This is a genomic window from Actinomadura graeca (assembly GCF_019175365.1).
In the GTDB taxonomy this organism is placed as follows: Bacteria; Actinomycetota; Actinomycetes; order Streptosporangiales; family Streptosporangiaceae; genus Spirillospora; species Spirillospora graeca.
In genome coordinates, this window is the sequence record NZ_CP059572.1 from 1,818,637 (window position 1) to 1,841,942 (window position 23,306).

At 67.5% G+C, this 23,306-nt stretch carries 19 protein-coding genes, 1 tRNA gene and 3 rRNA genes; 13 read left to right on the forward strand and 10 right to left on the reverse strand.

Annotation, left to right across the window (positions count from 1 at the left end; genetic code table 11):
• Positions 1 to 104: 104 nt before the first annotated feature.
• Positions 105 to 1,754 carry an aa3-type cytochrome oxidase subunit I gene (gene ctaD / locus AGRA3207_RS08395; protein ID WP_231333997.1) on the reverse strand — a complete coding sequence of 550 codons (1,650 nt, stop codon included), beginning with the start codon at positions 1,752 to 1,754 and terminating at the stop codon, positions 105 to 107.
• 82 nt (positions 1,755 to 1,836) lie between these two features.
• Between ctaD and AGRA3207_RS08400 the strand changes: the two genes are divergently transcribed.
• Entirely contained in the window at positions 1,837 to 2,301 is a 465-nt protein-coding gene (locus AGRA3207_RS08400; RefSeq protein WP_231333998.1) for a 2-thiouracil desulfurase family protein, read from the forward strand.
• On the opposite strand, the gene AGRA3207_RS08405 is transcribed toward AGRA3207_RS08400, so the two are convergent.
• Positions 2,227 to 2,913, reverse strand: coding sequence for a TetR/AcrR family transcriptional regulator (locus AGRA3207_RS08405; protein WP_231333999.1), 687 nt, complete (start codon positions 2,911 to 2,913; stop codon positions 2,227 to 2,229). The two genes, AGRA3207_RS08400 and AGRA3207_RS08405, sit on opposite strands and share 75 nt — an antisense overlap.
• 79 nt (positions 2,914 to 2,992) lie before the next feature.
• Here AGRA3207_RS08405 and AGRA3207_RS08410 point away from each other — a divergent pair, with 79 nt between their 5' ends.
• Positions 2,993 to 3,709, forward strand: a complete 717-nt coding sequence (locus AGRA3207_RS08410) for an SDR family NAD(P)-dependent oxidoreductase (RefSeq protein ID WP_231334000.1) — start codon at positions 2,993 to 2,995, stop codon at positions 3,707 to 3,709.
• A gap of 61 nt (positions 3,710 to 3,770) precedes the next feature.
• Here the strand turns inward: AGRA3207_RS08410 and rrf are convergent.
• The 3 genes from rrf to AGRA3207_RS08425 all read right to left on the reverse strand — a co-directional run bounded on the left by rrf (position 3,771) and on the right by AGRA3207_RS08425 (position 9,154).
• Positions 3,771 to 3,887: ribosomal RNA gene (rrf, locus tag AGRA3207_RS08415) — 5S ribosomal RNA — on the reverse strand.
• 178 nt (positions 3,888 to 4,065) lie between these two features.
• Positions 4,066 to 7,178: ribosomal RNA gene (locus tag AGRA3207_RS08420) — 23S ribosomal RNA — on the reverse strand.
• Positions 7,179 to 7,638: 460 nt separating this feature from the next.
• Positions 7,639 to 9,154, reverse strand: a 16S ribosomal RNA gene (locus tag AGRA3207_RS08425).
• Together the 16S, 23S and 5S rRNA genes form the textbook arrangement of a ribosomal RNA operon.
• Before the next feature lie 751 nt (positions 9,155 to 9,905).
• Between AGRA3207_RS08425 and AGRA3207_RS08430 the strand changes: the two genes are divergently transcribed.
• The 6 genes from AGRA3207_RS08430 to AGRA3207_RS08455 all read left to right on the forward strand — a co-directional run bounded on the left by AGRA3207_RS08430 (position 9,906) and on the right by AGRA3207_RS08455 (position 14,442).
• Positions 9,906 to 10,883 carry an ATP-binding cassette domain-containing protein gene (locus tag AGRA3207_RS08430; RefSeq protein WP_231334001.1) on the forward strand — a complete coding sequence of 326 codons (978 nt, stop codon included), beginning with the start codon at positions 9,906 to 9,908 and terminating at the stop codon, positions 10,881 to 10,883.
• Positions 10,880 to 11,698 carry an ABC transporter permease gene (locus AGRA3207_RS08435; protein ID WP_231334002.1) on the forward strand — a complete coding sequence of 273 codons (819 nt, stop codon included), beginning with the start codon at positions 10,880 to 10,882 and terminating at the stop codon, positions 11,696 to 11,698. The genes AGRA3207_RS08430 and AGRA3207_RS08435 overlap by 4 nt, the downstream gene beginning before the upstream one ends.
• 542 nt (positions 11,699 to 12,240) lie before the next feature.
• Positions 12,241 to 13,446 (forward strand): helix-turn-helix domain-containing protein, encoded by a 1,206-nt coding sequence (locus AGRA3207_RS08440; RefSeq protein ID WP_231334003.1) that lies wholly within the window; start codon positions 12,241 to 12,243, stop codon positions 13,444 to 13,446.
• Positions 13,447 to 13,575: 129 nt separating this feature from the next.
• Positions 13,576 to 13,875, forward strand: coding sequence for a hypothetical protein (locus AGRA3207_RS08445; protein ID WP_231334004.1), 300 nt, complete (start codon positions 13,576 to 13,578; stop codon positions 13,873 to 13,875).
• Positions 13,872 to 14,114, forward strand: coding sequence for a hypothetical protein (locus AGRA3207_RS08450; protein ID WP_231334005.1), 243 nt, complete (start codon positions 13,872 to 13,874; stop codon positions 14,112 to 14,114). The genes AGRA3207_RS08445 and AGRA3207_RS08450 overlap by 4 nt, the downstream gene beginning before the upstream one ends.
• Positions 14,104 to 14,442 (forward strand): hypothetical protein, encoded by a 339-nt coding sequence (locus AGRA3207_RS08455; RefSeq protein WP_231334006.1) that lies wholly within the window; start codon positions 14,104 to 14,106, stop codon positions 14,440 to 14,442. Before AGRA3207_RS08450 ends, AGRA3207_RS08455 begins: the two co-directional genes overlap by 11 nt.
• Positions 14,443 to 14,507: 65 nt before the next feature.
• Here AGRA3207_RS08455 and AGRA3207_RS08460 read toward each other — a convergent pair whose 3' ends face one another.
• A complete protein-coding gene (locus AGRA3207_RS08460; protein WP_231334007.1) occupies positions 14,508 to 17,765 on the reverse strand; it encodes an ATP-binding protein in 3,258 nt (1,085 codons plus the stop codon).
• Between the two features lie 59 nt (positions 17,766 to 17,824).
• Between AGRA3207_RS08460 and AGRA3207_RS08465 the strand changes: the two genes are divergently transcribed.
• The 4 genes from AGRA3207_RS08465 (at position 17,825) to AGRA3207_RS08480 (ending at position 20,519) form a co-directional block, all read left to right on the forward strand.
• The gene (locus AGRA3207_RS08465) at positions 17,825 to 18,664 is read left to right on the forward strand and encodes an MBL fold metallo-hydrolase (RefSeq protein WP_231334008.1); all 840 of its coding nucleotides are present in this window, start codon (positions 17,825 to 17,827) and stop codon (positions 18,662 to 18,664) included.
• A 52-nt stretch (positions 18,665 to 18,716) separates the two neighbouring features.
• Positions 18,717 to 18,974, forward strand: a complete 258-nt coding sequence (locus AGRA3207_RS08470) for a DUF7218 family protein (RefSeq protein WP_231334009.1) — start codon at positions 18,717 to 18,719, stop codon at positions 18,972 to 18,974.
• On the forward strand, positions 18,974 to 19,327 hold the full coding sequence (locus AGRA3207_RS08475; RefSeq protein ID WP_231334010.1) for a VOC family protein: 354 nt from the start codon (positions 18,974 to 18,976) through the stop codon (positions 19,325 to 19,327). Before AGRA3207_RS08470 ends, AGRA3207_RS08475 begins: the two co-directional genes overlap by 1 nt.
• Positions 19,328 to 19,421: 94 nt before the next feature.
• Positions 19,422 to 20,519: a baeRF2 domain-containing protein gene (locus tag AGRA3207_RS08480; RefSeq protein ID WP_231334011.1), complete on the forward strand. Its 1,098-nt coding sequence runs from the start codon at positions 19,422 to 19,424 to the stop codon at positions 20,517 to 20,519.
• 61 nt (positions 20,520 to 20,580) lie between these two features.
• Here the strand turns inward: AGRA3207_RS08480 and AGRA3207_RS08485 are convergent.
• From AGRA3207_RS08485 to AGRA3207_RS08495, 3 genes are all read right to left on the reverse strand, one after another.
• Positions 20,581 to 20,653: transfer RNA gene (locus tag AGRA3207_RS08485), tRNA-Ala, on the reverse strand.
• 92 nt (positions 20,654 to 20,745) lie between these two features.
• Positions 20,746 to 21,114, reverse strand: coding sequence for a hypothetical protein (locus AGRA3207_RS08490; protein WP_231334012.1), 369 nt, complete (start codon positions 21,112 to 21,114; stop codon positions 20,746 to 20,748).
• Between the two features lie 110 nt (positions 21,115 to 21,224).
• Entirely contained in the window at positions 21,225 to 21,455 is a 231-nt protein-coding gene (locus AGRA3207_RS08495) for a hypothetical protein (RefSeq protein WP_231334013.1), read from the reverse strand.
• Positions 21,456 to 21,698: 243 nt separating this feature from the next.
• Between AGRA3207_RS08495 and AGRA3207_RS08500 the strand changes: the two genes are divergently transcribed.
• On the forward strand, positions 21,699 to 22,298 hold the full coding sequence (locus tag AGRA3207_RS08500) for a peptidoglycan-binding domain-containing protein (RefSeq protein ID WP_231334014.1): 600 nt from the start codon (positions 21,699 to 21,701) through the stop codon (positions 22,296 to 22,298).
• Between the two features lie 45 nt (positions 22,299 to 22,343).
• Here AGRA3207_RS08500 and AGRA3207_RS08505 read toward each other — a convergent pair whose 3' ends face one another.
• A complete protein-coding gene (locus AGRA3207_RS08505; protein ID WP_231334015.1) occupies positions 22,344 to 23,240 on the reverse strand; it encodes a class I SAM-dependent methyltransferase in 897 nt (298 codons plus the stop codon).
• Positions 23,241 to 23,306: the final 66 nt, after the last annotated feature.

Genomic DNA, 23,306 nt, shown 5'->3' on the forward strand with positions numbered 1-23,306 from the left:
GTGGCGTTATAGCGAGGATTCTCGACCGCCATAGCAGGAAACGTGGTGATCGTCCAGGCACGCAACGCGAGGCCCCATGTCCCCGCGCTCCACCCGCGCCGCCGCTAGCCACCGGACTCCGCCTCGGGGACCTTCGGATAGTGCAGGTCGAACGCCGGCCTTTCCGAGCGGATCCGCGGAATCGACGCGAAGTTGTGCCTGGGCGGCGGACACGACGTGGCCCACTCAAGGGAATTGCCGTATCCCCAGGGATCGTCGGTCTCGACACGGACGCCGCGCCGCGCCGTCCGGTACACGTTGTAGAAGAAGAACAGCGTCGAGACTCCGAGGATCAGCGCCCCGGCGCTGGAGACGCGGTTCAGCGCCGTGAACTCCTCCGGATAGTCCGCGTAGCGGCGGGGCATGCCCTGGGCCCCCAGCCAGTGCTGGACGAGGAACGTCGTGTGGAATCCGACGAACAGGAACCAGAAGTGCACCTTCCCCCACGTCTCGTCCAGCATCTTCCCGGTCATCTTGGGCCACCAGAAATAGAAGCCCGCGAACATCGCGAAGACGACCGTACCGAAGACGACGTAATGGAAGTGCGCCACCACGAAATAGGAGTCCTGGACATGGAAGTCCAGCGGCGGCGACGCCAGGATCACCCCGGTCAGCCCGCCGAACAGGAACGTCACCAGGAAACCCACCGCGAAAAGCATCGGTGTCTCGAAGCTGAGGGACCCCCGCCACATCGTGCCGACCCAGTTGAAGAACTTCACCCCCGTCGGCACGGCGATGAGGAACGACATGAACGAGAAGAACGGCAGCAGCACCCGGCCGGTGGTGAACATGTGGTGGGCCCACACCGTCATCGACAGTCCCGCGATCAGGAGCGTGGCCCCGACCATGCCGAAGTACCCGAACAGCGGCTTGCGGCTGAACACCGGGATGACCTCGGTGACGATGCCGAAGAACGGCAAGGCGATGATGTAGACCTCCGGATGCCCGAAGAACCAGAACAGATGCTGCCAGGTCAGCGCGCCTCCGGACGCCGCGTCGAACACGTGCGAGCCGAACCGCCGGTCGGATTCCAGGACCAGCAGCGCCGCCGCCAGGACGGGGAACGCCATCAGCACCAGCAGGCTCGTCAGGAAGACGTTCCACGTGAAGATCGGCATCCGGAACATCGTCATTCCCGGTGCCCGCATCCCGACGATCGTGGTGACGAAATTGACGCCGCCGAGGATCGTCCCGAAACCCGACAGCGCCAACCCCATGATCCACAGGTCCGCGCCGACACCGGGCGACCTCACCCCGCTCGTCAGCGGAGCATAGGCCGTCCATCCGAAACTCGCGGCCCCGCCCGGTGACACGAACCCCATGAAGACGATCAGCCCGCCGAACAGGAACAGCCAGTAACTGAGCATGTTGAGACGCGGGAACGCCACGTCCGGTGACCCGATCTGCAGTGGCATGACGACGTTCGCGAAACCGACGAACAATGGCGTCGCGAACAGCAGCAGCATCACCGTGCCGTGCATCGTGAACAGCTGGTTGAACTGCTCGTTGCTCACGATCTGCCGCCCCGGCGACGCCAGCTCGCCCCGGATGACCATCGCCATCAATCCGGCGAACAGGAAGAACACGAACGATGTGATCAGATACAGATGCCCGATCACCTTGTGGTCGGTACTGGTCAGCCAGGTCACCAGGACCGAGCCCCGGGGACGCCGAACGGGGGGCGCCTCCGGGAGTGGACGGCCGAGAAGGACCATGCCGGTCTCCCTGCGTCGGGGGTCCTCCTCACTATTCGCCCGTGCCCAATGGGACGCAAGACGTCACAGTAGGCTGAGAAGAGTGGAACGTATACTGGTCAGCTCTTGCCTGATGGGAAGGCCCGTCCGATACGACGGCCGCGCCAAGCCCGTGGTCGGCGACCTGTTCGAGCGCTGGCGTGCCGAGGGCCGCCTCGTCCCGTTCTGCCCGGAGGTCGCGGGCGGCCTGCCCGTCCCACGCCCGCCCGCCGAGATCGTCGGGTCCCGTGTCCTCACCGAGGACGGCCGGGACGTCACCGACGCCTTCCAGCGGGGCGCCCGCCTCGCGCTGGAGATCGCCCGCCGCGCCGGTGCCCGCATCGCCCTCCTCAAGGAGGGCAGCCCGTCCTGTGGCGGCACCCGCGTCCACGACGGAACATTCACCGGCCGCAGCACGGCGGGTGAAGGGCTCACCGCGGCCCTCCTGAGAAGCTCAGGAATCCGCGTCTTCCCCGAGACCGACCTTGCCGCCGTCGCGTCCCTGCTGGCCGAGTGGGAGACCCACTGACGCGACTTGCTCCCGGGTGAGGGCCTGGACGGGCAGCGGGTGTGCCGCCTCGGCGCGCAGGCCATCAAGGTAGAAGGCGAGGCAGCGGCGCCAGGCGTCGGGAGCGGCGTCCACCGACTCCCGGATGACCTGGGACATCGCCCACATCAACGTCACGAGGTCCTGGAGCTCGAAGTCGCCGCGCAGCCGCCCGGAGCGCTTGGCCCGGTCGATGACCTCCGCCGCGTAACCGGCCCCGCGATGGCACGCCTCACCGACCCCTGACGCGGTCGGAAACCGCCGGACCAGGACGTCATTGAGTCCACGGTCCTCGGCTTGCATGGCGAACAGACCCTCGATGAACAGGACGAACCCGTCCCACGGATCGGCGGCCGCCTTCGCGGACTCCGCGACACGCTCCAGTGCGGCCAGCCGCTCCGGGAAGATCGCGTCGAAGAGATCCTGGCGCGTCGGAAAATGGTTGTAGAGCGTCCCGATGCTGACGCCCGCCCGGCGCGCCACCTCGTCCAGAGGCGCGTCCAGCCCGCGCCGGCCGAAGACGGCGGCTCCCGCGGCGACCAGCTTGTCCCGATTGCGCGCCGCGTCGGCCCTCGGCCTGCTCCTCCCTGGCATGGACACCATCCTACGAACGTGAGGAGGGCCTCAAGTTTCATGCTAAGTTGAGACCGTCCTCAACTTATTGGAGTCACGTATGACCGCGACGACCGTCGTCATAGGTGCGGGCCCCGGGCTCGGCATGTCCATCGCGCATCGCTTCGGCCGGGAGGGGCACCGGATCGCCCTGGTCTCCCGCAGCGGGGCCCGGCATCCCGGGTACATCGCGTCCCTCGCCGACGCGGGCATCGAGGCGACGTCCCACCCCGCCGACGTCCGCGATCGCGGTGCACTGTTGTCCGCTCTGGACGAGATCGCCGCCCGGCACACCATCGACGTCGTCTACTACGGACCCGGCGCCGCCGATCTGGACTCCGTGCCCGGTCCCATCACCTCGACGGACGTCCCAGCGGCGAAGGAGGCGATGAGCTGGGTGTATCCCGCGCTCGACACGGTCGGGGCCGTTCTGCCGGGAATGCTGGAGCGGGGCCGCGGCGGCCTCCTCTTCGCCGGCGGCCTCAGCTCCGTCGTGCCGATTCCCGCCATCGGCAGCTACGCGATCTCCGCCGCCGCACTGCGCAACTATGCCGTGACGCTCCACGCCGCCCTGGCAGACCAGAACATCTATGCCGGGACGTTGACCATCGGCGGCCTCGTCGAACGCGGCGACATCCATCGCATGGTCATGTCCCAGCAGGAGCGCCTGGCGGACCTGAGCGTCGGCACGCTCGATCCAGACAAGATCGCCGATGCGGCCTGGGAGCTCTACCAGAACAGGACCGACCCAGAGGCGACCTTCAACGCCTTCTCCTAACCTCCTACCGCACAAATGAGAAAGGGCCCCGCCGTGTGGCGGGGCCCTTCCTGCAATAAATGTCCGGCGGTGTCCTACTCTCCCACACAGTCTCCCGTGCAGTACCATCGGCGCTGAGAGGCTTAACTTCCGGGTTCGGGATGGGACCGGGTGTTTCCCCCTCGCCATAACCACCGAACGCCCAACGCACCACCCCAACCGGGGCAGGCAAACTTCAGAGGCGTCCGAGACCAGGCTCGAACATATATGCACTTGTCAAACGGGTTCCCGTTTGTTTTCCGGGAACCACACAGGGACGCGAACACGCAGACCCACCACACAAGCGTGTGGTGTGCGATTTGGATTGAACGTCAAGTGTGTTCAAGCCACTCGGCCTATTAGTACCGGTCGACTCCACACGTTACCGCGCTTCCATCTCCGGCCTATCAACCCGGTCGTCTACCGGGAGCCTTACCCCACCCGAAAGCGGGAGGGAGAACTCATCTCGAGGAAGGCTTCCCGCTTAGATGCTTTCAGCGGTTATCCCTGCCGAACGTAGCCAACCAGCCGTGCCCCTGGCGGGACAACTGGCACACCAGAGGTTCGTCCGTCCCGGTCCTCTCGTACTAGGGACAGACCCTCTCAATTCTCCTGCGCGCGCAGCGGATAGGGACCGAACTGTCTCGCGACGTTCTAAACCCAGCTCGCGTGCCGCTTTAATGGGCGAACAGCCCAACCCTTGGGACCTACTCCAGCCCCAGGATGCGACGAGCCGACATCGAGGTGCCAAACCATCCCGTCGATATGGACTCTTGGGGAAGATCAGCCTGTTATCCCCGGGGTACCTTTTAGCCGTTGAGCGACACCACTTCCACACGTCGGTGCCGGATCACTAGGCCCTGCTTTCGCACCTGCTCGACACGTCCGTCTCACAGTCAAGCTCCCTTGTGCCCTTGCACTCGCCACCTGATTGCCAACCAGGCTGAGGGAACCTTTGGGCGCCTCCGTTACACTTTAGGAGGCAACCGCCCCAGTTAAACTACCCACCAGGCACTGTCCCCCACCCGGATCCACGGGTGCGGGTTAGACGCTCAAAACGACCAGAGTGGTATTTCACCAGCGACTCCACCCAAACTGGCGTCTGGGCTTCACAGTCTCCCACCTATCCTACACAAGACGCTTCAGGCGCCAATGCCAAGCTATAGTGAAGGTCCCGGGGTCTTTCCGTCCTGCTGCGCGAAACGAGCATCTTTACTCGTACTGCAATTTCGCCGGGCCTGTGGTTGAGACAGCGGGGAAGTCGTTACGCCATTCGTGCAGGTCGGAACTTACCCGACAAGGAATTTCGCTACCTTAGGATGGTTATAGTTACCACCGCCGTTTACCGGCGCTTAGATTCTCAGCCTCGACCCCAAGGGGTCTCACCGGTCCTCTTAACGTTCCGGCACCGGGCAGGCGTCAGTCCGTATACAGCGTCTTACGACTTCGCACGGACCTGTGTTTTTAGTAAACAGTCGCTTCCCCCTGGCCTCTGCGACCCCGCCCAGCTCAGGAAGTAAATCCCCTCACCAGGCCAGGTCCCCCTTCTCCCAAAGTTACGGGGGCAATTTGCCGAGTTCCTTAACCACAGTTCACCCGATCGCCTTGGTATTCTCTACCTGACCACCTGAGTCGGTTTAGGGTACGGGCCGCCGGTACACTCGCTAGAGGCTTTTCTCGGCAGCATGGGATCACTCACTTCACCTAAAACGGCTCGGCATCACATCTCACCCTCAATGCGCCACGGATTTACCTATGGCACGGGCTACATGCTTACCCCAGGACAACCATCGCCTGGGCTGAGCTACCCTCCTGCGTCACCCCATCACTCACCTACTACCCCCTCGGGCCCCACGCTCCCCGCCACCACAGCCCGAAGGCCCCGGCAGCAGCTCGGGTGGTTAGCATCAGAGGGTTCGGCGTTGGCGCATACCAGCGGGTACGGGAATATCAACCCGTTGTCCATCGACTACGCCTGTCGGCCTCGCCTTAGGTCCCGACTTACCCTGGGCGGATTAGCCTGCCCCAGGAACCCTTGGTCATCCGGCGCACACGTTTCCCACGTGTGATTCGCTACTCATGCCTGCATTCTCACTCCCGCAGCCTCCACCACTCGGTCACCCGGCGGCTTCACCGGCTGCAGGACGCTCCCCTACCCACCACACCCCACACAGGGATGCAGTGCCACGGCTTCGGCGGTGTGCTTGAGCCCCGCTACATTGTCGGCGCGGAATCACTTGACCAGTGAGCTATTACGCACTCTTTCAAGGATGGCTGCTTCTAAGCCAACCTCCTGGTTGTCACGGCAACTCCACATCCTTTCCCACTTAGCACACGCTTAGGGGCCTTAACCGATGATCTGGGCTGTTTCCCTCTCGACTACGAAGCTTATCCCCCGCAGTCTCACTGCCACGCTCTCACTTACCGGCATTCGGAGTTTGGCTGACGTCAGTAACCTTGTAGGGCCCCTCAGCCATCCAGTAGCTCTACCTCCGGCAAGAAACACGCAACGCTGCACCTAAATGCATTTCGGGGAGAACCAGCTATCACGGAGTTTGATTGGCCTTTCACCCCTAACCACAGGTCATCCCCCAGGTTTTCAACCCTGGTGGGTTCGGGCCTCCACACCGTCTTACCGGCGCTTCACCCTGCCCATGGCTAGATCACCCCGCTTCGGGTCTACAGCATGCGACTAAAAACGCCCTCTTCAGACTCGCTTTCGCTACGGCTACCCGCCACCGGTTAACCTCGCCACACACCATAACTCGCAGGCTCATTCTTCAAAAGGCACGCCATCACGAACCAGGGCCGAAACCCCGGAGGACGCTCTGACGGCTTGTAGGCACACGGTTTCAGGTACTATTTCACGACCCCTCACCGGGGCACTTTTCACCTTTCCCTCACGGTACTGGTCCGCTATCGGTCATCAGGAAGTATTCAGCCTTACCACGTGGTCGTGGCAGATTCACACGGGATTTCACGGGCCCCGTGCTACTCGGGAACACACCCAAGAGACATCATGATTTCGCCTACCGGACTCTCACCGTCTATGGCCGGCCTTCCCATGCCGTTCGACTATCACGATGTTTTGTAACTCTCCGCCAGCGCGGCAGCACTGACCGGATGGTCCCACAACCCCGCACACGCAACACCTGCCGGTTATCACACGCGCACGGTTTAGGCTCCTCCGCTTTCGCTCACCACTACTCACGGAATCACAATTGTTTTCTCTTCCTGCGGGTACTGAGATGTTTCACTTCCCCGCGTTCCCACCAGCCGCCCTATACATTCAGGCGGCGGCGACACCCCATGACGGGTGCCAGGTTTCCCCATTCGGAAATCCCCGGATCACAGTCTGGTTGCCGACTCCCCGAGGCATATCGCAGGCTCCCACGTCCTTCATCGGCTCCTGATGCCAAGGCATCCACCGTATGCCCTAAAAAACTTGAACACACAAAACGATCAAAACAAATCGCAGATAAACAACAAAACCCCAGCCCCCTCCCAGCCGAAACCAGAAGAAAAAGGCCAGAGATCTCGTCATCTACCAGAGATGCTCGCGTCCACTGTGCAGTTCTCAAAAAACAACCGGGCCCACCACGCCACATCCATCGGAGAGACGGAGTGAACGTGGTCCCGCGATCCAGAGGCACCCAGGCGCGAACGCCCGTTCCCTCAGGACCCAACAGCGTGCCCAGCCCCCAAGACGCCCAGCTCCGGTGCTCCCACTCCCCGTGAAGGATCACTCCCCCACGAGGCGGTACTGACCGGGCCGCACGGCCCGCAGACTGAATAACCAGTGCTCCACATCTATGAGCAGCCACCTGACGGACATGCGCCGTCAACAGCGGCCACCGACCAGAACCACCCGGGAAACCCGGGCACGGCCTGGCCAGCTGGTTGCTCCTTAGAAAGGAGGTGATCCAGCCGCACCTTCCGGTACGGCTACCTTGTTACGACTTCGTCCCAATCGCCGGCCCCACCTTCGACCGCTCCCCCCACAAGGGTTGGGCCACGGGCTTCGGGTGTTGCCGACTTTCGTGACGTGACGGGCGGTGTGTACAAGGCCCGGGAACGTATTCACCGCAGCGTTGCTGATCTGCGATTACTAGCGACTCCGACTTCACGAAGTCGAGTTGCAGACTTCGATCCGAACTGAGACCGGCTTTAAGGGATTCGCTCCACCTCACGGTATCGCAGCCCTCTGTACCGGCCATTGTAGCATGTTTGCAGCCCAAGACATAAGGGGCATGATGACTTGACGTCATCCCCACCTTCCTCCGAGTTGACCCCGGCGGTCTCCCATGAGTCCCCACCCGAAGTGCTGGCAACATGGAACGAGGGTTGCGCTCGTTGCGGGACTTAACCCAACATCTCACGACACGAGCTGACGACAGCCATGCACCACCTGTCACCGGCCCCAAAAGGACCCAGCATCTCTGCTGGTTTTCCGGCGATGTCAAGCCTTGGTAAGGTTCTTCGCGTTGCGTCGAATTAAGCAACATGCTCCGCCGCTTGTGCGGGCCCCCGTCAATTCCTTTGAGTTTTAGCCTTGCGGCCGTACTCCCCAGGCGGGGCGCTTAATGCGTTAGCTACGGCGCGGAATCCGTGGAAGAACCCCACACCTAGCGCCCAACGTTTACGGCGTGGACTACCAGGGTATCTAATCCTGTTCGCTCCCCACGCTTTCGCTCCTCAGCGTCAGTACAGGCCCAGAGAACCGCCTTCGCCACCGGTGTTCCTCCCGATATCTGCGCATTTCACCGCTACACCGGGAATTCCATTCTCCCCTACCTGCCTCTAGTCTGCCCGTATCCACCGCAGACCCACGGTTAAGCCGTGGGCTTTCACGACAGACGCGACAAACCGCCTACGAGCTCTTTACGCCCAATAATTCCGGACAACGCTTGCGCCCTACGTATTACCGCGGCTGCTGGCACGTAGTTAGCCGGCGCTTCTTCTGCAGGTACCGTCACGTTAGCTTCGTCCCTGCTGAAAGAGGTTTACAACCCGAAGGCCGTCATCCCTCACGCGGCGTCGCTGCGTCAGGCTTCCGCCCATTGCGCAATATTCCCCACTGCTGCCTCCCGTAGGAGTCTGGGCCGTGTCTCAGTCCCAGTGTGACCGGTCGCCCTCTCAGGCCGGTTACCCGTCGTCGCCTTGGTAGGCCATCACCCCACCAACAAGCTGATAGGCCGCGAGCCCATCCCCAACCGAAAAACTTTCCACCACACCACATGCGCGGCACGGTCATATCCGGTATTAGACCCGGTTTCCCAGGCTTATCCCAAAGTCAGGGGCAGGTTGCTCACGTGTTACTCACCCGTTCGCCGCTCGAGTACCCCCGAAGGGGCCTTTCCGCTCGACTTGCATGTGTTAAGCACGCCGCCAGCGTTCGTCCTGAGCCAGGATCAAACTCTCCATCAAGGCCACACGACCACCCAGGGGGCGAACCCCAGGCAGCCAAACCTCCGAAGAAAATCCCAGCAAACAACCCCCCACGGATGGAGGATCGCATTGCCTCAAAGAAATCCCCGGCCCCGATCCACCAACGAATCGAAACCACGGGGCGACCCGGCCTGCCGGCCGAGCCGATAAAGGCACTGGCTTTTAACACGCTGTTGAGTTCTCAAGAAACGGACACCCACCGCGCCGGACCCGCTCGCACGGACCCTGCTCCGGGGCAACCCTTCTAACTTACCGGAATCTTCGATCCTGTCAACCCACTCAGTTGAGTGGATCTTCCTAGACCGCTGCCCGCCCTCCGGACGTCACGACAGGCAGCGCGAACCGCCTGTGGATGATCTTTCGGAGGAGTCCCTGGGGTCGGCCGCCTCTCGGCGTCCTGAATCCCTTCCGGGCCAGCCACTCCAGAGTACCTCGGCCCACAGCAAGCTTCGAACCGTTTTCCTCAAGTGGCTTCCCCTGGGGCCGTCCGCCTCCCGGCGTCCCGCATCCCCTTGGGGCAGGAAGAAGATTAGGCACGGCTGTGCCGTCCGTCAAATCAGCGCGTCCGCGCGTTCGTCTCGTCCTAGAAATCTGCTGGTCACGCGCTTTGAGTGCGTCGGCGTCAGCGCCATGTCAGTGCCATGTCAGCTGCGGGGCGCCGATGTGCGCGCCGTGTCAGCGCCCTCGCCGATGGTGGGACGGCAGACGGAAAGAAGACCGAGAGGGCGACATGAAGCATGTGATCCAGGCGGAGGGCCTGCGCAAGAGTTTCGGGGCGACAAAAGCGCTGGACGGAGTGGACCTCGCCGTGAGGCGGGGCACCGTTCTCGGGGTGCTGGGGCCCAACGGGGCGGGCAAGACCACCGCGGTCCGCATCCTGGCGACGCTGCTGAAGCCCGATGGCGGGCGCGCGGAGGTGTGCGGATACGACATCGCGAAGGACGCGGTGCGGGTCCGGGCGAAGATCGGGTTGACCGGTCAGTACGCGTCGGTGGACGAGGAGCTGACCGGGTCGGAGAACCTCGTGATGATCGCGCGGTTGCTGGACTTCGGCCGGGCGGAGGCGCGGGCCAGGGCCCGCGAACTGCTGGAGCGGTTCCGGCTGTCCGACGCGGGCTCGCGCGCCGTGAAGACGTACTCGGGGGGCATGCGGCGGCGGCTGGATCTGGCGGCGAGCCTGATCAACCGTCCGGAGGTCATCTATCTGGACGAGCCGACGACCGGGCTGGACCCCAGGGCGCGCAACGAGGTGTGGGAGACGGTCCGCGGGGTCGTCGCCGAGGGCGCGACCGTGCTGCTGACGACGCAATACCTGGAGGAGGCGGACGCGCTTGCGGACCGCATCATGGTGTTCGACCACGGGCGGGTGATCGCGGAGGGGACGTCCGACGAGCTGAAGTCGCGGATCGGACGGCAGACGCTGAGCGTCCGTGCGGCGGAGCCGTTCCGCACCGACCAGCTGACCTCGATCGTCGCGGATCTGACCGGTGAGAGGCCGGACGTGCAGCAGCCCGCGGGGCTGGTGACGGCGCCGGTGGCCGACCCGGCGGTGGTGTCGGCGCTCGTGCGGAGGCTGGACGAGGCGTCCATCGTTGCGGCGGAGCTGGCGCTGCGGATGCCGAGCCTCGACGAGGTGTTCCTCACTCTCACCGGGCACCTGGCCGAGGAGCCCGCGGCCGACCTCGTCAAGGAAGGGAGCGTGGCATGACCACGATTGCCGTTGGGACGTATCCGGCCGCTGAGCCGCCGGCGCGCATCAGCCCGCGCAGGACGGTGCGCCATGGGCTCACTCTGGCGTGGCGCAACATCGCGCAGCTGCGGCACTCGCCGGAGAAGCTGCTGGACACGACGCTGATGCCGATCGTGTTCCTGCTGCTGTTCCTCTACGTGTTCGGTGGCGCCGTGGCGGGGAGCACGCACGACTACCTGCAACAGCTGCTGCCCGGTCTCGTCGCGCAGATGACGATGTTCGCGACGATGGGCCTGGGGACGGCCCTGAACGAGGACATCCACAAGGGTGTGTTCGACCGGTTCCGGAGCCTGCCGATCGCACGCTCCGCGCCCCTGCTGGGGACGGTGCTGGGCGACACCGTGCGGTTCCTCATCGTGATGACGATGCTGGTGGGCTTCGGGTCGCTGCTGGGGTTCCGGTTCCACACCGATCCGCTGTCGGTGCTGGCGGCGTTCGGGCTGGCGTATGTGTTCTACCTGGCGGTGTGCTGGATCTCGGTGCTGGTGGGTCTGGTGGCGCCGTCGCCGGACACGGTCCAGGGGTTGTCGCTGCTCTGGGTGATGCCGTTGACGTTCGGCAGCAGCGTCCTGGTGTCGGACACCTCGACCATGCCGGGCTGGCTTCAGAAGTGGTCGGACATCAATCCGGTGTCCCACCTGGCGGACGCGGTGCGCGCGCTGACCGTCGGCGGCTCGATCGGGAACCACGCCTGGTACACGCTCGCGTGGGCGGCCGGGATCGTGGTCGTGACGTTCCCGCTGGCCATGCGGATGTACTCGCGGAGGGCCTGAAGCCTCCGTCGAAGCGACCTCAGTCGTCACGCGAAGCGATGACGCTTGCACGAGCACGGTCAAGAGGGCGAGCCATCAGGTGAGCCCTCTTGACCGTGCTCGCGCTGGCTGCCGGGCGGGAGCCGTGATTGACGCAGCCACTTTCAGCCCAATCCGTCCCGGGGCATATACACTCGACCCGAGGAATTTTTCTAGAATCCACTGGTCAGAACCACATGATGGCGATCGCCCTTTTTGGACCACCACCAGACCTCGAAATCACCAGTGCGTCTATGTGGCGTTTCCCTGGACGAAACGTCTCTGCACGGGCGGTGACCTGCTGTGACCTGCCACCCTGGCCCGCAACCCGTCATCGAGACCGGCAGACCCACTAGGCGGCCTGCGAGCCTACCTTGATCATCTCCTGGTCTTCCAGGCCGAATACCGCGACGGCGGATAATGGAAACATCGGACGACATGTCGCGCGGCTGGGTATGGCCCTGACGCACCAAGGCTTTGCGTCGTAGCCTGAAAGGCACGACGTCTCAGGAGGTGCAGGGCTTATGTCCGATGCGAGTGAGATCGGCCGGAATCTGCGGCGTCTGCGCGGTGACCGCGGACTGTCCCAGGAGAGACTCGCCGAAGCGGCCGACGTCTCTGTGGACCTGATCGGCAAACTGGAGCAGGGCCGCCGCCAGACCGCTCGGATCACGACGCTGTCGAAGCTCGCGAACGCCCTCGACGTGGAGATCTCCGAACTGATCGATCGGCGCGAGCGGCTCGGCACCGACAGGGACGGCGGCAGCCTGCTCGCACTCCGGGACGTCCTCCACTCCCCGCGCGAGTTGCCCGGCTTCGACCTGGCCGACGACCTTGGGGAGCCCACGTCCCTCGACGCCCTCGAACGGGCCGCCGCGCAGGCGGGGGATCTCTACCATGCGGGTGACTTCGGCCCGGCCCTCGCCTGCCTGCCCGGTCTGATCAGCGAGGCCCGCGTCACCCATTCGGCACTCGGTGCACGGGCCGTCCCGGTGTTGACGTCCCTCTATGAGCTTGCCGCCAATCTGACCACTCAGATCGGCAGGACGGACCTCGGGATCGTTGCCGCCGAACGCGCCATCACGACCGCCTATGGCGGGGACGACCCCCTCCTATGGGCGTGCGTGCACTGGTCCTACGCGTGGGTCCTCCTCCATCAGGCACGGTTCCGCGAGGCAGAGGACGTCAGTGCGGCGCTGGCCGCGAAGATCGAGTCGGGGTTCCGCGGTGAGCAGTTGGAGATCGCCGTCTGGTGCAAGCTCCTGGTGGGCGCGGTCGCGCCGACGGTCGCGCAAGGTCGCGATCCAGGCGAGTACTTGAGCTTGGCGCGCGCGGGTGCGGAGCGGCTCGGACGACGCGTGCCGGTGTACGGGACGTTCTTCGGCCCGGCCACGGTCGCGATGCAGGAGACGTACGGGTACAGCGCTCTGCGCAGGCCCGGTCCGGCGCTGGAGGCGGCCAAGCGGATCCGGCCGCCGTCGGCGCATGAGCCCGGCGATCTGAAGGGCATTTCCTGGGGCGCGCACCTGATGGACGTGGCGCAGGCCCATCTGGACGCCGGCCGCCGCAGGACGGCGGCGCGCAAACTCCTGGAGGCGCGGCAGGTGAGCCCGGTCTGGTTCCGTCACCAGCGGATCGCCCGCGACGTGACGACCGAGATCCGTGAGCAGGAGAGACGCCCGAGCGCGGAGACCCGGACACTGGTGAAGGCGCTCAGTATCAGCGGCTGACCCGGACAGCGTGTCCGAAGTGGCACGCTGAGTGGTCGCGCGATCCGGACGGCCGGTCGGTGGTGCGGGCGCAGCCGCGCGAGGACTCTGTGGCGGGTGACGCATCCACCGCACCAAGGGGACCTCGCCATGACCGGCACCTTCGACGGCAGCGAGCACCGGCATGCTTATCCGCGGCTTTACGAGCTGATGAACGCCTTGCAGGGCCGCAGGTTCACCACGCGGTTGAGGGCCAGCCCCCTGGCCGTCATCGTGACCCGTCCGGACGACCCGACGGGGGCGACGCAGACGATCACGTGCAGGCCGCGGCCGACCGACTACGACCGGATGTGGTTCTTCAATGACGCGACGGGCGAACCGATCGCCGAGGCCGCCGACATCGTCGACGCCGCGGTCATCATCGCCGGACACCTGTCCCCGGCGCCATGAGCGGCGCCAAGGAGATCAGGGTCGGCGACTATCTCTTCAAGGGCGGGGATGGCGTCTACCTGCTGGTGGATCCTGAGACTCGGGACCCGCGCGCCACGATCGTGTCCCAGGGCAACGGGACATGGCGTGCCCGCACGTTGGACGGTGAGGCCAGGACGTTCGAGCCCCCGGACGGCGTCGAGCGTCCGGGGCTGTGGGTCGCGCAGCAGATCACCGAGGCGGGCCTGGATGCTGGGTGAGCTGCGGGTCGAGCCGTTCGGCCCGCTGGACGCGCTGTATGCCGCCGTGCGGCGCCGGGCTCCTCAGGTCGCGGCGACACGCGCGCGCGTCCCGGAGGGGTACAGCGTCCCGAAGCTCGGGGAGTTCGGCGTGCTGAGCGTGCGCCTGCATGTCAGCTACCGGGACTGCCGTGCGCGGCGGATCTGCTGGGACGGCGACGCCGGGACCTACGTCTGGGCCTCTGGCCCGGACAAGGGCGTTCTGCTCGCTCCTGGGGTCGAGCAAGCGACTACACAGATTGCCGGGGCGCTCGGCGCGCCGGTCTCACCGGAGCCGTCCGCCGGATAGAGCGGGGCAAGGGTCGTAAGTCGTGCCGGTGCCGGGCTCGGTGGGGCTGGGAGGCGCCCGCGTCTTCAACCCGCCCTGTCGGTCATGAGCGCGACGCCCTCGGCGAGGATCTGCTCTCGGGTGGTGGCGCGGCCGCGTGCGTAGGCGGCGGCGAAGGCAGCTTCGCCCAGGGCCTCGGTGGCGGACGCGGTCGTCCGGCGGACCTCGTAGGAGCCTTCGTTGTGGAAGCCGACCAGGGTGTGCGCGGCGCCGAGGAACTCGGCGGCGCGGACATGGTCGCCGTCGGCGGCGGCGAACGCGGCCACGCCCGCGATCAGGGCGGCGAGGACGGGGTTGCCCGCGAGGAGGTCGTTCTCGAACCGGTCGAGGGCGTCAGCGTGCCAGCGTGCGGCGGCCGGAAGGTCGCCGTCCTGCTCGGCGAAGCAGCCGAAGCGGCTGTAGGTCCGGCGCCAGACCTCGGTGAAGTCGGGACGGAGGCGGCGCGGCTCGCACCACTCCAGGGCGCGTTCGGCCTGGAGACGCGCACCCGCCACATCTCCCTCCAGGAGGGCCAGCTCGCACAGCAGCAGGACGCCGGCCACGGCATCGGCGAACTCACCGATGCGTTCGGTGTTCGCTATGGCCAGTTCGGCTTCCTGGCGCGCGCGCTCGATGTCGCCCATCTGCGCCCGTGCGCGGGCGAGCTGGATGAGCATCGAGGAGCCCTGCTCGGAGCTGCCCCCTTGGGAGGCGTATTCGTACCCTTCCTCGCCGAGGCGGATGGCCTCGGCCGTGTCACCGCGGGCCAGCGCGACCTGGAGCCGTCCGCCGTTGCCGAGGATGAGGCCGAAACGGTCGCCCACCTCGGTGAAGATCGCATGCCCGACGGCGAGCTCCTCCGCGGCCGCCTCGACCTGGCCGGCGTTCAGTTCGAGGTGACCGAGCATGACGCGGGCGACGCCGCGCACCCACGGCTCGGCGTGGTCGGTGACCTCCAGCAGCGCCCGGCGGGTGCCCTCGATGTCGCCGCTGAAGACGCTGCCGGCCGGGCGGGCGATGACGAGCAGGGGATGACGCGGCTTTTCGGGCACGAGCGCCATCACGCGGTCGAAGGTGGCCCGCAGCGTCTCGACCGTGGGTCCGGGGTCGGAGGTCATCACGCCGACGACCTCGGCCGAGAGGACGCACAGCGCGTACTCCTCGTCCAAGCCGGGGGGCGGGTCGTCGCCGACCGTCCGCCGGACCGTGGTCGCGAAACCACCGGCCTCGACCTCAAGGTCCCGCATGAGCCAGTACCAGACGAGCGCCGCCAGGAGCCGCAGGCTCGTCGCGGCGTCGCCGGAGTCGGTGAGGTAACGGAACGCGGCGGCGATGTTGTCGCGCTCGGCGGCGAGCCGGTCGACCCAGGCGAGCTGGTCGCGGCCGCGCAACTCCGGCTCGGCGCGCTCGGCCAGCCAGGTGCAGTACGCGGCGTGCTCGGCGCGGACGCGGGCGGCCTCCCCCGCCTGCTCCAGCCGCTCGTCCGCGTAGACGCGGACGGTCTCCAGCAGCCGGTAGCGGACCTCGGGGTCGCCGTCGGCCATCACGAGCGACTTGTCGATCAGCGCGGCGACCACGTCGATGACGTCGCCGGAGGCGGGCGCGTCCGGCGAGGCGAGACCGCACACGCGGACGGCGGCCTCCGGGGTGGCGCCGCCCGCGAACACCGACAGGCGGCGCAGGACGGTGCGCTCGACGTCGTCCAGCAGGTCCCAGCTCCAGTCGACGACCGCGCGCAGCGTGCGGTGCCGGGGCAGGGCCGCGCGGCTGCCGGCGGCGAGCAGCCGGAACCGGTCGCCGAGCCGCGCGGCGACCTGGCCGGCGGTGAGGGAGCGGAGCCGCGCGGCGGCCAGCTCGATCGCGAGGGGGGCTCCGTCCAGGGCGCGGCAGATCGCGACGACGTCCCCGGCGGTCTCCTCGTCCACGGTGAAGCCGGGACGGACCGCGGCGGCCCGGTCGGCGAACAGGCGGACCGCTCCATAGCGCAGCGCCTGCTCCGGCGCGGTCTCGTCCTCCGGCGGCAGCGGCAGGGACGGCACCGGGCACAGCGACTCGCCGGTGATGCCGAGCGGCTCGCGGCTGGTGGCGAGGACGCGGACGCCGGCGGCGTGGCCGAGGACGTGGTCGACGAGCCGCGCGGCCGCCTCGACGAGATGCTCGCAGTTGTCCAGGATGATGATCATCCGTTTGGAGGCGACGAAGTCGGCGAGCCGGTCCAGGGGCCGGGCGGGCGCCGTGCGGGTGTCGGCGGTGCGGACGGTCTCGGGCACGCCGATCGCGGCCAGCACGGCGTGCACCACGTCGCCCGGGTCGCTGACGGGCGCGAGCGGGACGATCCACACCCCGTCCGGCAGCTCGTCGACGAACGCGGCGGCGCTCTCCCCGGCGAGCCGCGTCTTGCCCGCGCCGCCGGGCCCGGTGAGGGTGACCAGGCGGCTCTCGCGCAGCAGCTCGCCGACGCGCCGCGACTCCTCCTCGCGTCCGACGAAGCTGGTGAGCTGCGCGGTGAGGTTCGTGCGGGCGGGGCGGGACGCGGCGGGGGCCGGCGCGACCGGGGCCACCGGCGGCACGGGCCCGGCGGCCGTCCCGCCGTCGCGGCGCAGGATGGCGAGGTGGACGGCGGCCAGCTCGGCGGACGGATCGACGCCGAGCCGGCCCGCGAGGGCCCGCCGCGTCTCCTCGTACACCTCCAGGGAGTCGGCCTGGCGGCCGGCGGCGTACAGCGCGCGCATGTAGTGCCCGCGGAGCCGCTCGCGGAGCGGGTGCGCGATGGCCAGTGGCTCCAGCTCGGCGACAGGCGGAACGGGGAGGCCGGCGGCGAGGCGGGCGTCCGCCCGGTCCTCGACGGCCGAGAGCCGCAGCTCCGCGAGCCGCGCGATCGTCAGTGACGCGTAGTCGGCGTCGGCGACGTCGGCGAGTGCCGGTCCGCGCCAGAGGTCGAGCGCGTAGCCGAGCCTCTCGGCGCGCACGGCCGGGTCCGCCTCCGCGCGCGCGGACACGACGGCCCGTTCGAACGCGACCGCGTCCACCTCGCCGGGGTCCACGGCCAGCCGGTAGCCGCCCGGCCCGTGCTCGACCAGATCGCGGCCCGCCGCTCCGCGCAGCCGCGACACCAGGGCCTGCAGGGCGTTGCCGCCGGGCGGGTCGTCGTCCCACAGGTCGTCCAGGAGCCGCTCGGCGGACACCGGGCGGCCCGCCTCCGCCGCCAGCCGCACCAGCAGCGCGCGCAGCCGCGGGCCGCTGACCTCGACCGGCCGGGCGGCCTCGTCCCGCACTTCGAGCGGACCCAGGATGCCGATGCGCACGTGTCCCCTTTCCGGCTGCCATTGTCCCCGATACCGGCGGTGTCTGAGATCGTGATGGCATGACGTGGGATTCGAGGACGGTGTCGGGTATCGAGGTCGTCCCGCTGTGCGACGCGGTCGGGCCGATGGGCGCGACACTCCGCCGTCCCCTTGAGGAGACCTTTCCCGGGTCCGGGCCGCTATGGGGACGGCTCCGCCGCGAGTTTCCCGAGGTGTTCGGCCCGGACGGCGAGTGGATCCTGCGTTTCCACTGCTTCGTCCTGCGCGTCCCCCACGGCCCGACGATCTTGGTCGACACCGGCCTCGGCCCGGAGGACTCCCCCGCCGCGTCCTGGGCGCCGGTGCCGGGCGCGCTGCCCACCGCGATGGCCGATGCCGGACTGGCCCCGGAGGACGTCGACGTCGTCGTCCTCACCCATCTGCACAGCGACCACGCGGGCGGCGCGGTGGTGAAGGGCGAGCCGGTGTTCCCCAACGCCCGCCATCTCGTGCAGCGGGCCGAGCTCGACTGGCTGGAGAAGGGCGGCGGCGCCGTCCTGGACGACATCGTCCGCCCGCTGGCCCCTCTTCTGGACGCGATCACCGGCGAGAGCCGTCTCGCCCCCGGCCTCACGGTGGTGCCGACGCCGGGCCACACCCCGGGCCATCAGTCGGTCGTGCTCGGGGACATGGAGCTGGTGGTGGCGGGCGACGTCGTCCTGCATCCCGTGCAGCTCGCCGACCCGTCGGTCACCTACGTCTACGACGACGACGCCGGGACGGCCGCCTCGACCCGCGCGGCCCTGCTCGACCGCCTGCGCGACCGCGGCGGCGTGCTCGCCGCACCGCACCTGCCGACGCCGTTCATGCCCGTCCCCGAGGAGTGGACCTCGGGCGACACAAATCTCGGCGGCGTTTGACGCGGGCCCGGCGGGTATCACTGGTCCCGTTCGAGAAAGGAGAACGGGCACGATGCCGAGGGCACAGATCAAGAACGAGAAGACGTACCAGAAGCTCCGCGACAAGGGCGAGAGCAAGGAGAAGGCCGCGCGCATCGCCAACGCGTCCGCGGCCCAGGGGCAGAAGAAAGTCGGCCGCAAGGGCGGCAAGAGCCCGTCCTATTCGGATTGGTCGAAGGACGACCTGATGAAGCGCGCCCGCGAGATCGGTGTCGAGGGCCGCTCCTCCATGAACAAGTCCCAGCTGATCGACGCACTGCGCAACCACTGATGAAGCTGGTCTTCGTCCTGGACTGCTCCGACCCCGACTCGCTGGCGGACTTCTGGGCTGCCGCCCTGGGATACGAGCGCGATACCTACCAGCCGCCGTACGTGCGGCTCAGCGATCCCGGCGGGACGGGGCCGGAGCTGCTCCTCCAGCGCGTCCCGGAGCCGAAGACCGTGAAGAACCGCATGCACCTGGACCTGCGGGTATCCGACATGGACGCGGAGGTGGAACGGGTGACCGGCCTCGGCGCGCGGATCGTGCGGGGCCCGTTCATGGACGACGGGTGGGCGACGACCGTCCTGGCCGATCCCGAGGGGAACGAGTTCTGCCTGATCGTCACGGGGACGGGTTCCTGAGCGCTTCCGACGGAGCCGAATCCCGCCGCAGCCGAGACGTCCCGCTCGTCACACTCTTTACGTTTGCCCCAGCTGGGCCGGGTAGGGCGACCCCATGGATCTCGCATTCCTCAAAACGCTGTACCAACGTCCGGGCCCCTACGCGTCGGTGTACGCCGATCTGACCCGGACCACCGAGGACGCGTCCAAGGCCGCCGAGCTGCGGTGGCGGGCGCTGCGCGCGGACCTGGAGGCACAGAACGCCCCCGAGGACACGCTCCGCGCGATCGAGCAGACCATCGCGGCGGAAATGGACCTCCGCGCCTCCGAGGGGCTGGTCCTCTTCGCGGCGGACGGCGAGGTGGTGCACACCGAGCGGCTGCCCGGCCCGCCGCGCATGCCCCAGGCCCGCGTCGCCCCGCTCCCCCACGTCCTGCCCTACCTCGCCGAACGCGGCGAGCGGTTCCCGCACCTGGTCGCGGTCGTGAACCGGCGCGGCGGCGCGATCGACTCCGTGACCGCCTCGGGCGAGCACCACCACGTTGACGTCGAAGGCGAGGACTACCCGATCCGCAAGACGAAGGCGGGCGACTGGAACCAGCCGCGTTTCCAGCGCGCCGCCGAGAACGTCTGGAAGGCCAACGCCAAGCAGGTCGCCCGCGAGATCGACCGCGCCGCCGAACGCTGCGGCGCCGAGGCCGTCGTGATCGCCGGGGACACGCGCGCCCGCACGGCCGTCTTGGAGGAGGTGTCCGAGAGCGTCCTGGAGCACACCGTCGAGTCCGACCGCAACATCGACATGGGCGATCCCGACCTGGGGGCCGAGCTGAGCCGCGTCCTGGAGCTCAAGACCGCCGAGCGCGTCATGGCGGTGGCGGAGCGCTTCGACCGCGAGCTGGCGAACGGCCAGCGCGCCGTCGCCGGACTCCCCGCGACGGTCGAGGCCGTCCGCAACGGCCAGGTCGAGACCCTGCTCCTGGACGACGACCCCGACTCCCCCGCCCGCCTCTGGGTCGGCCCCGAGCCGTCCCACGTCGCCGCCACGCCGGACGAGCTCCGCGAGGAGTTCGGCATCGACGACCCTCACGAGGACCGCGCGGACGCCGCCCTGGTCCGTGCCGTCGCCGCGACGGACGGGAACCTGGTCGTCCTCTCGTCCGACGGCCCCAACCAGGGCCTGCACGTAGGCGCCGTCCTGCGCTACACCGCCTGAGGAACCACAGCGGGCCCTGGCGAAGCCGAGCAACGCTCGGCGAGCAGCAAAGACCGACTCGTGGAGCTATGGGGATTCGAACCCCAGACCTCCTCCATGCCATGGAGGCGCGCTACCAACTGCGCCATAGCCCCGTGCCGGCGGACCGGCCGAGGGAAAGCTTAGTGCACGTTGGGACGAGGTCGGGCCACGGAGGGACGTGCCCTCCGTGGCCCGACGGGTCGGATCAGCGGTCGCCGCGCTTGTGGGCGTCCGGACGCTTGCCCAGGTCGGGAAGCGGGATCGTGAGGCTCTCCGGCAGGTCGGTCAGGCCGAACAGGTCTCCGCGCTCGACCGATTCCGCGTCGCGGCCGTACTCGCCGGGCTGCCTGGACTCCTTCGATGAGCACAGGGCCTTGGCGACGTCCGGTTTGTTCGGGAGCAGCCGCAGGATCGACAGCACCTTCAGCGCACGAGCACAGTCCTCCTGCCGCTCGTCATGTGCGATCGGGTCCGGCGGAGCCTGAAGCGCCGACGCGGGCGCGGCCACCGCCAGGACGGAGGCGGCGGCCAGTGCCGCGGGCAGCAACCGCCGTCCGGTGATCCGTGGTCTCATAGGTCAACCTCATCTCGATCACATCACCACTACGTGGCTGTTTCCTCATGATCGAGATGGCGAAGCGCGGCACGGCGAAAGGTAGCCGCCGCCATGGCGAAGCCTTTGCGTCAGAGCCACCCCAGCCGCTCGCCGACCTCGTCGGGGGCGTACCCCCGCTGCCCCGCGTCGCCGATCCACACCATCCCGTCGGCCTCGGCCACCGTGCCGACAGCGTGCTCCTGGGGCATCCGCGGCTGGATCGCGAGCCGCACCTCCAGCCGGGGATCGAAGCGGCGCAGCTCCTCGATGAGCTCCGCCACCGTGACCTCGCGCGGCGCGCCCCTGCGGTGTCTTCCCATACCTGGCATGTAACCACCCCGCCGGGACCGTTCGCGACGTTCGTCCCTTCTGTCCGCGGGATCTTTACCTAAGGACACTACACACTGTCCCATCAAAGCGTAAAGGATCGGTATGGACGTCAACCAATGGCGACCACCATTCGTCCGCGTCCGTCTAACCTTTCTCGAAAAAGCGGAGAACCATTTGTCATGATCATTCATCTCACCCGATAACAGGATCAACCAAGGAACGGGGGATTCCCTATGAAGATCATGCTGAGTGCGGTCACGGGCCTGACGGCCACCGCACTGGCGGCCGGCACCGCCTTCGGGCCGGCCGGCACGGCCCACGCGGACGGGCCGGGCACCGACCCGGCGGTGCACCGGGCCATCCAGGCCCAGCGCTGGGTCGAGCTGAAGGCGGGCGACCGCGGCTACCGCGTCGCATCCGTCCGCTGCTTCCTGACGCAGTTCGGCGCCTACGACAACTGCGCGCCCACCGCGGCACGGGGCGATGTGTTCCTGGCGGACATGGTCCAGCCCGTCAAGCGCTACCAGGCCGGGCACGGCCTGACGGCCACCGGCACGATCACGCCCAGGACGTGGGAGGCGATCAGCAAGGACGCCGGGATCACCCGTCAGGGCGACCGTCGCGTCCACCAGGTCAAGGCCGTCCAGGCGGCGATGAGGAAGCTCCAGGACTCCACCCTCTCGGTGGACGGCAAGTACGGCCCGAAGACCACCAGGACCGTCACGTCGTTCCAGCGGCGCAAGCGGATCGGCGCCGACGGGATCTTCGGCCCGCTGACCTTCCACGCGGCCTTCGGCGCGGGCGCCGAGAACAAGGGCACCCCCGGCTTCTAGCCCGGTGCCAGGCCGCCTTGCGCCCCCCGCAGGCGCAAGGCGGCCTCAGCCCCCGCGGCGGCCCGCTGTGAACACCGCCATGAACGCGTAGTACGTGCTGCCCTCGCCGATCGTCTTCTGGCCGGCCATGTGCAGCCCGGCGGCGGTGGCCCTGCGGACGACCTCGTAGGGATCGACCGGGTTGGTCCGCAGGGCCACGACCGCGTTGCGGTCGATGGTCACCTTGTAGAGCGGCTTGTCGCGGGTGTATCCGGGGTTGATGTCGGTGATGATCAGCGTTCCGCCCGGCGCGAGCAGCCGGGCGATGGTGCCGAAGTCCGGCAGGTGCGGCATCGAGGACAGCACCACCGACAGGATGATCACGTCGTAGGTGCCGGCCGGCAGATCGATGATCGCCTTGTTGAGGTCGTCGACGATGACCTCCAGGCGGTCGCCGAGCGGGCAGCCGACCAGGTTCTGCCGCAGCTCGGCGGCCATCGCCCGGCTGATGTCGACATAGGTCCAGGAGATCGCGTCGTCGTTGAAGAATTGGACGGCGATCATCTTGCCGGTGCCGCCACCGAGATCGAGCACGCGCAGGCTGGACCGCTTCGACCGGAGGGCCTGGATCTGCGCGACGGTCGCGAGCTGAGTGAGCCCGAGATTTCCGGAATTGCGCAGATCATAATTGCGTGCGATCTTCTGGTAGAAGTCATGCGCCCGGTCGACGCCGTACTCACGATCGACCCGGGGGATGTCACGCAGACAACGCCGTACGCCCTCGAATCTCTTCACCCTCGCGGGGGCCGCCGTGTCCGGTGCGCCGATGCTGGGCGGCCACAGGGAGATCGACCGTCCCTGCCGGAGGGAGACGACGATGACACCGGCGGCGAACAAGGCCAGCAACGCGAGCACCACAGGCGCATTGGCGCCGTACAACATCAGCAGATCCAGCAGGTTCATCTCGGCTCCCCGGAATGCGTCCCGCCATCAGCATTGAGGGCCCGTGGTCCCGCCGCTAGAGTTGAA

What these genes read in the sequence shown, in the direction of transcription:
- ctaD (WP_231333997.1), bottom strand. Translation starts at nt 1,754, where the DNA reads ATGGTCCTTCTCGGCCGTCCACTCCCGGAGGCGCCCCCCGTTCGGCGT.
- AGRA3207_RS08405 (WP_231333999.1), bottom strand. Translation starts at nt 2,913, where the DNA reads ATGCCAGGGAGGAGCAGGCCGAGGGCCGACGCGGCGCGCAATCGGGAC.
- AGRA3207_RS08410 (WP_231334000.1), top strand. Translation starts at nt 2,993, where the DNA reads ATGACCGCGACGACCGTCGTCATAGGTGCGGGCCCCGGGCTCGGCATG.
- AGRA3207_RS08430 (WP_231334001.1), top strand. Translation starts at nt 9,906, where the DNA reads ATGAAGCATGTGATCCAGGCGGAGGGCCTGCGCAAGAGTTTCGGGGCG.
- AGRA3207_RS08435 (WP_231334002.1), top strand. Translation starts at nt 10,880, where the DNA reads ATGACCACGATTGCCGTTGGGACGTATCCGGCCGCTGAGCCGCCGGCG.
- AGRA3207_RS08440 (WP_231334003.1), top strand. Translation starts at nt 12,241, where the DNA reads ATGTCCGATGCGAGTGAGATCGGCCGGAATCTGCGGCGTCTGCGCGGT.
- AGRA3207_RS08445 (WP_231334004.1), top strand. Translation starts at nt 13,576, where the DNA reads ATGACCGGCACCTTCGACGGCAGCGAGCACCGGCATGCTTATCCGCGG.
- AGRA3207_RS08450 (WP_231334005.1), top strand. Translation starts at nt 13,872, where the DNA reads ATGAGCGGCGCCAAGGAGATCAGGGTCGGCGACTATCTCTTCAAGGGC.
- AGRA3207_RS08455 (WP_231334006.1), top strand. Translation starts at nt 14,104, where the DNA reads ATGCTGGGTGAGCTGCGGGTCGAGCCGTTCGGCCCGCTGGACGCGCTG.
- AGRA3207_RS08465 (WP_231334008.1), top strand. Translation starts at nt 17,825, where the DNA reads ATGACGTGGGATTCGAGGACGGTGTCGGGTATCGAGGTCGTCCCGCTG.
- AGRA3207_RS08470 (WP_231334009.1), top strand. Translation starts at nt 18,717, where the DNA reads ATGCCGAGGGCACAGATCAAGAACGAGAAGACGTACCAGAAGCTCCGC.
- AGRA3207_RS08475 (WP_231334010.1), top strand. Translation starts at nt 18,974, where the DNA reads ATGAAGCTGGTCTTCGTCCTGGACTGCTCCGACCCCGACTCGCTGGCG.
- AGRA3207_RS08480 (WP_231334011.1), top strand. Translation starts at nt 19,422, where the DNA reads ATGGATCTCGCATTCCTCAAAACGCTGTACCAACGTCCGGGCCCCTAC.
- AGRA3207_RS08490 (WP_231334012.1), bottom strand. Translation starts at nt 21,114, where the DNA reads ATGAGACCACGGATCACCGGACGGCGGTTGCTGCCCGCGGCACTGGCC.
- AGRA3207_RS08495 (WP_231334013.1), bottom strand. Translation starts at nt 21,455, where the DNA reads ATGGGAAGACACCGCAGGGGCGCGCCGCGCGAGGTCACGGTGGCGGAG.
- AGRA3207_RS08500 (WP_231334014.1), top strand. Translation starts at nt 21,699, where the DNA reads ATGAAGATCATGCTGAGTGCGGTCACGGGCCTGACGGCCACCGCACTG.
- AGRA3207_RS08505 (WP_231334015.1), bottom strand. Translation starts at nt 23,240, where the DNA reads ATGAACCTGCTGGATCTGCTGATGTTGTACGGCGCCAATGCGCCTGTG.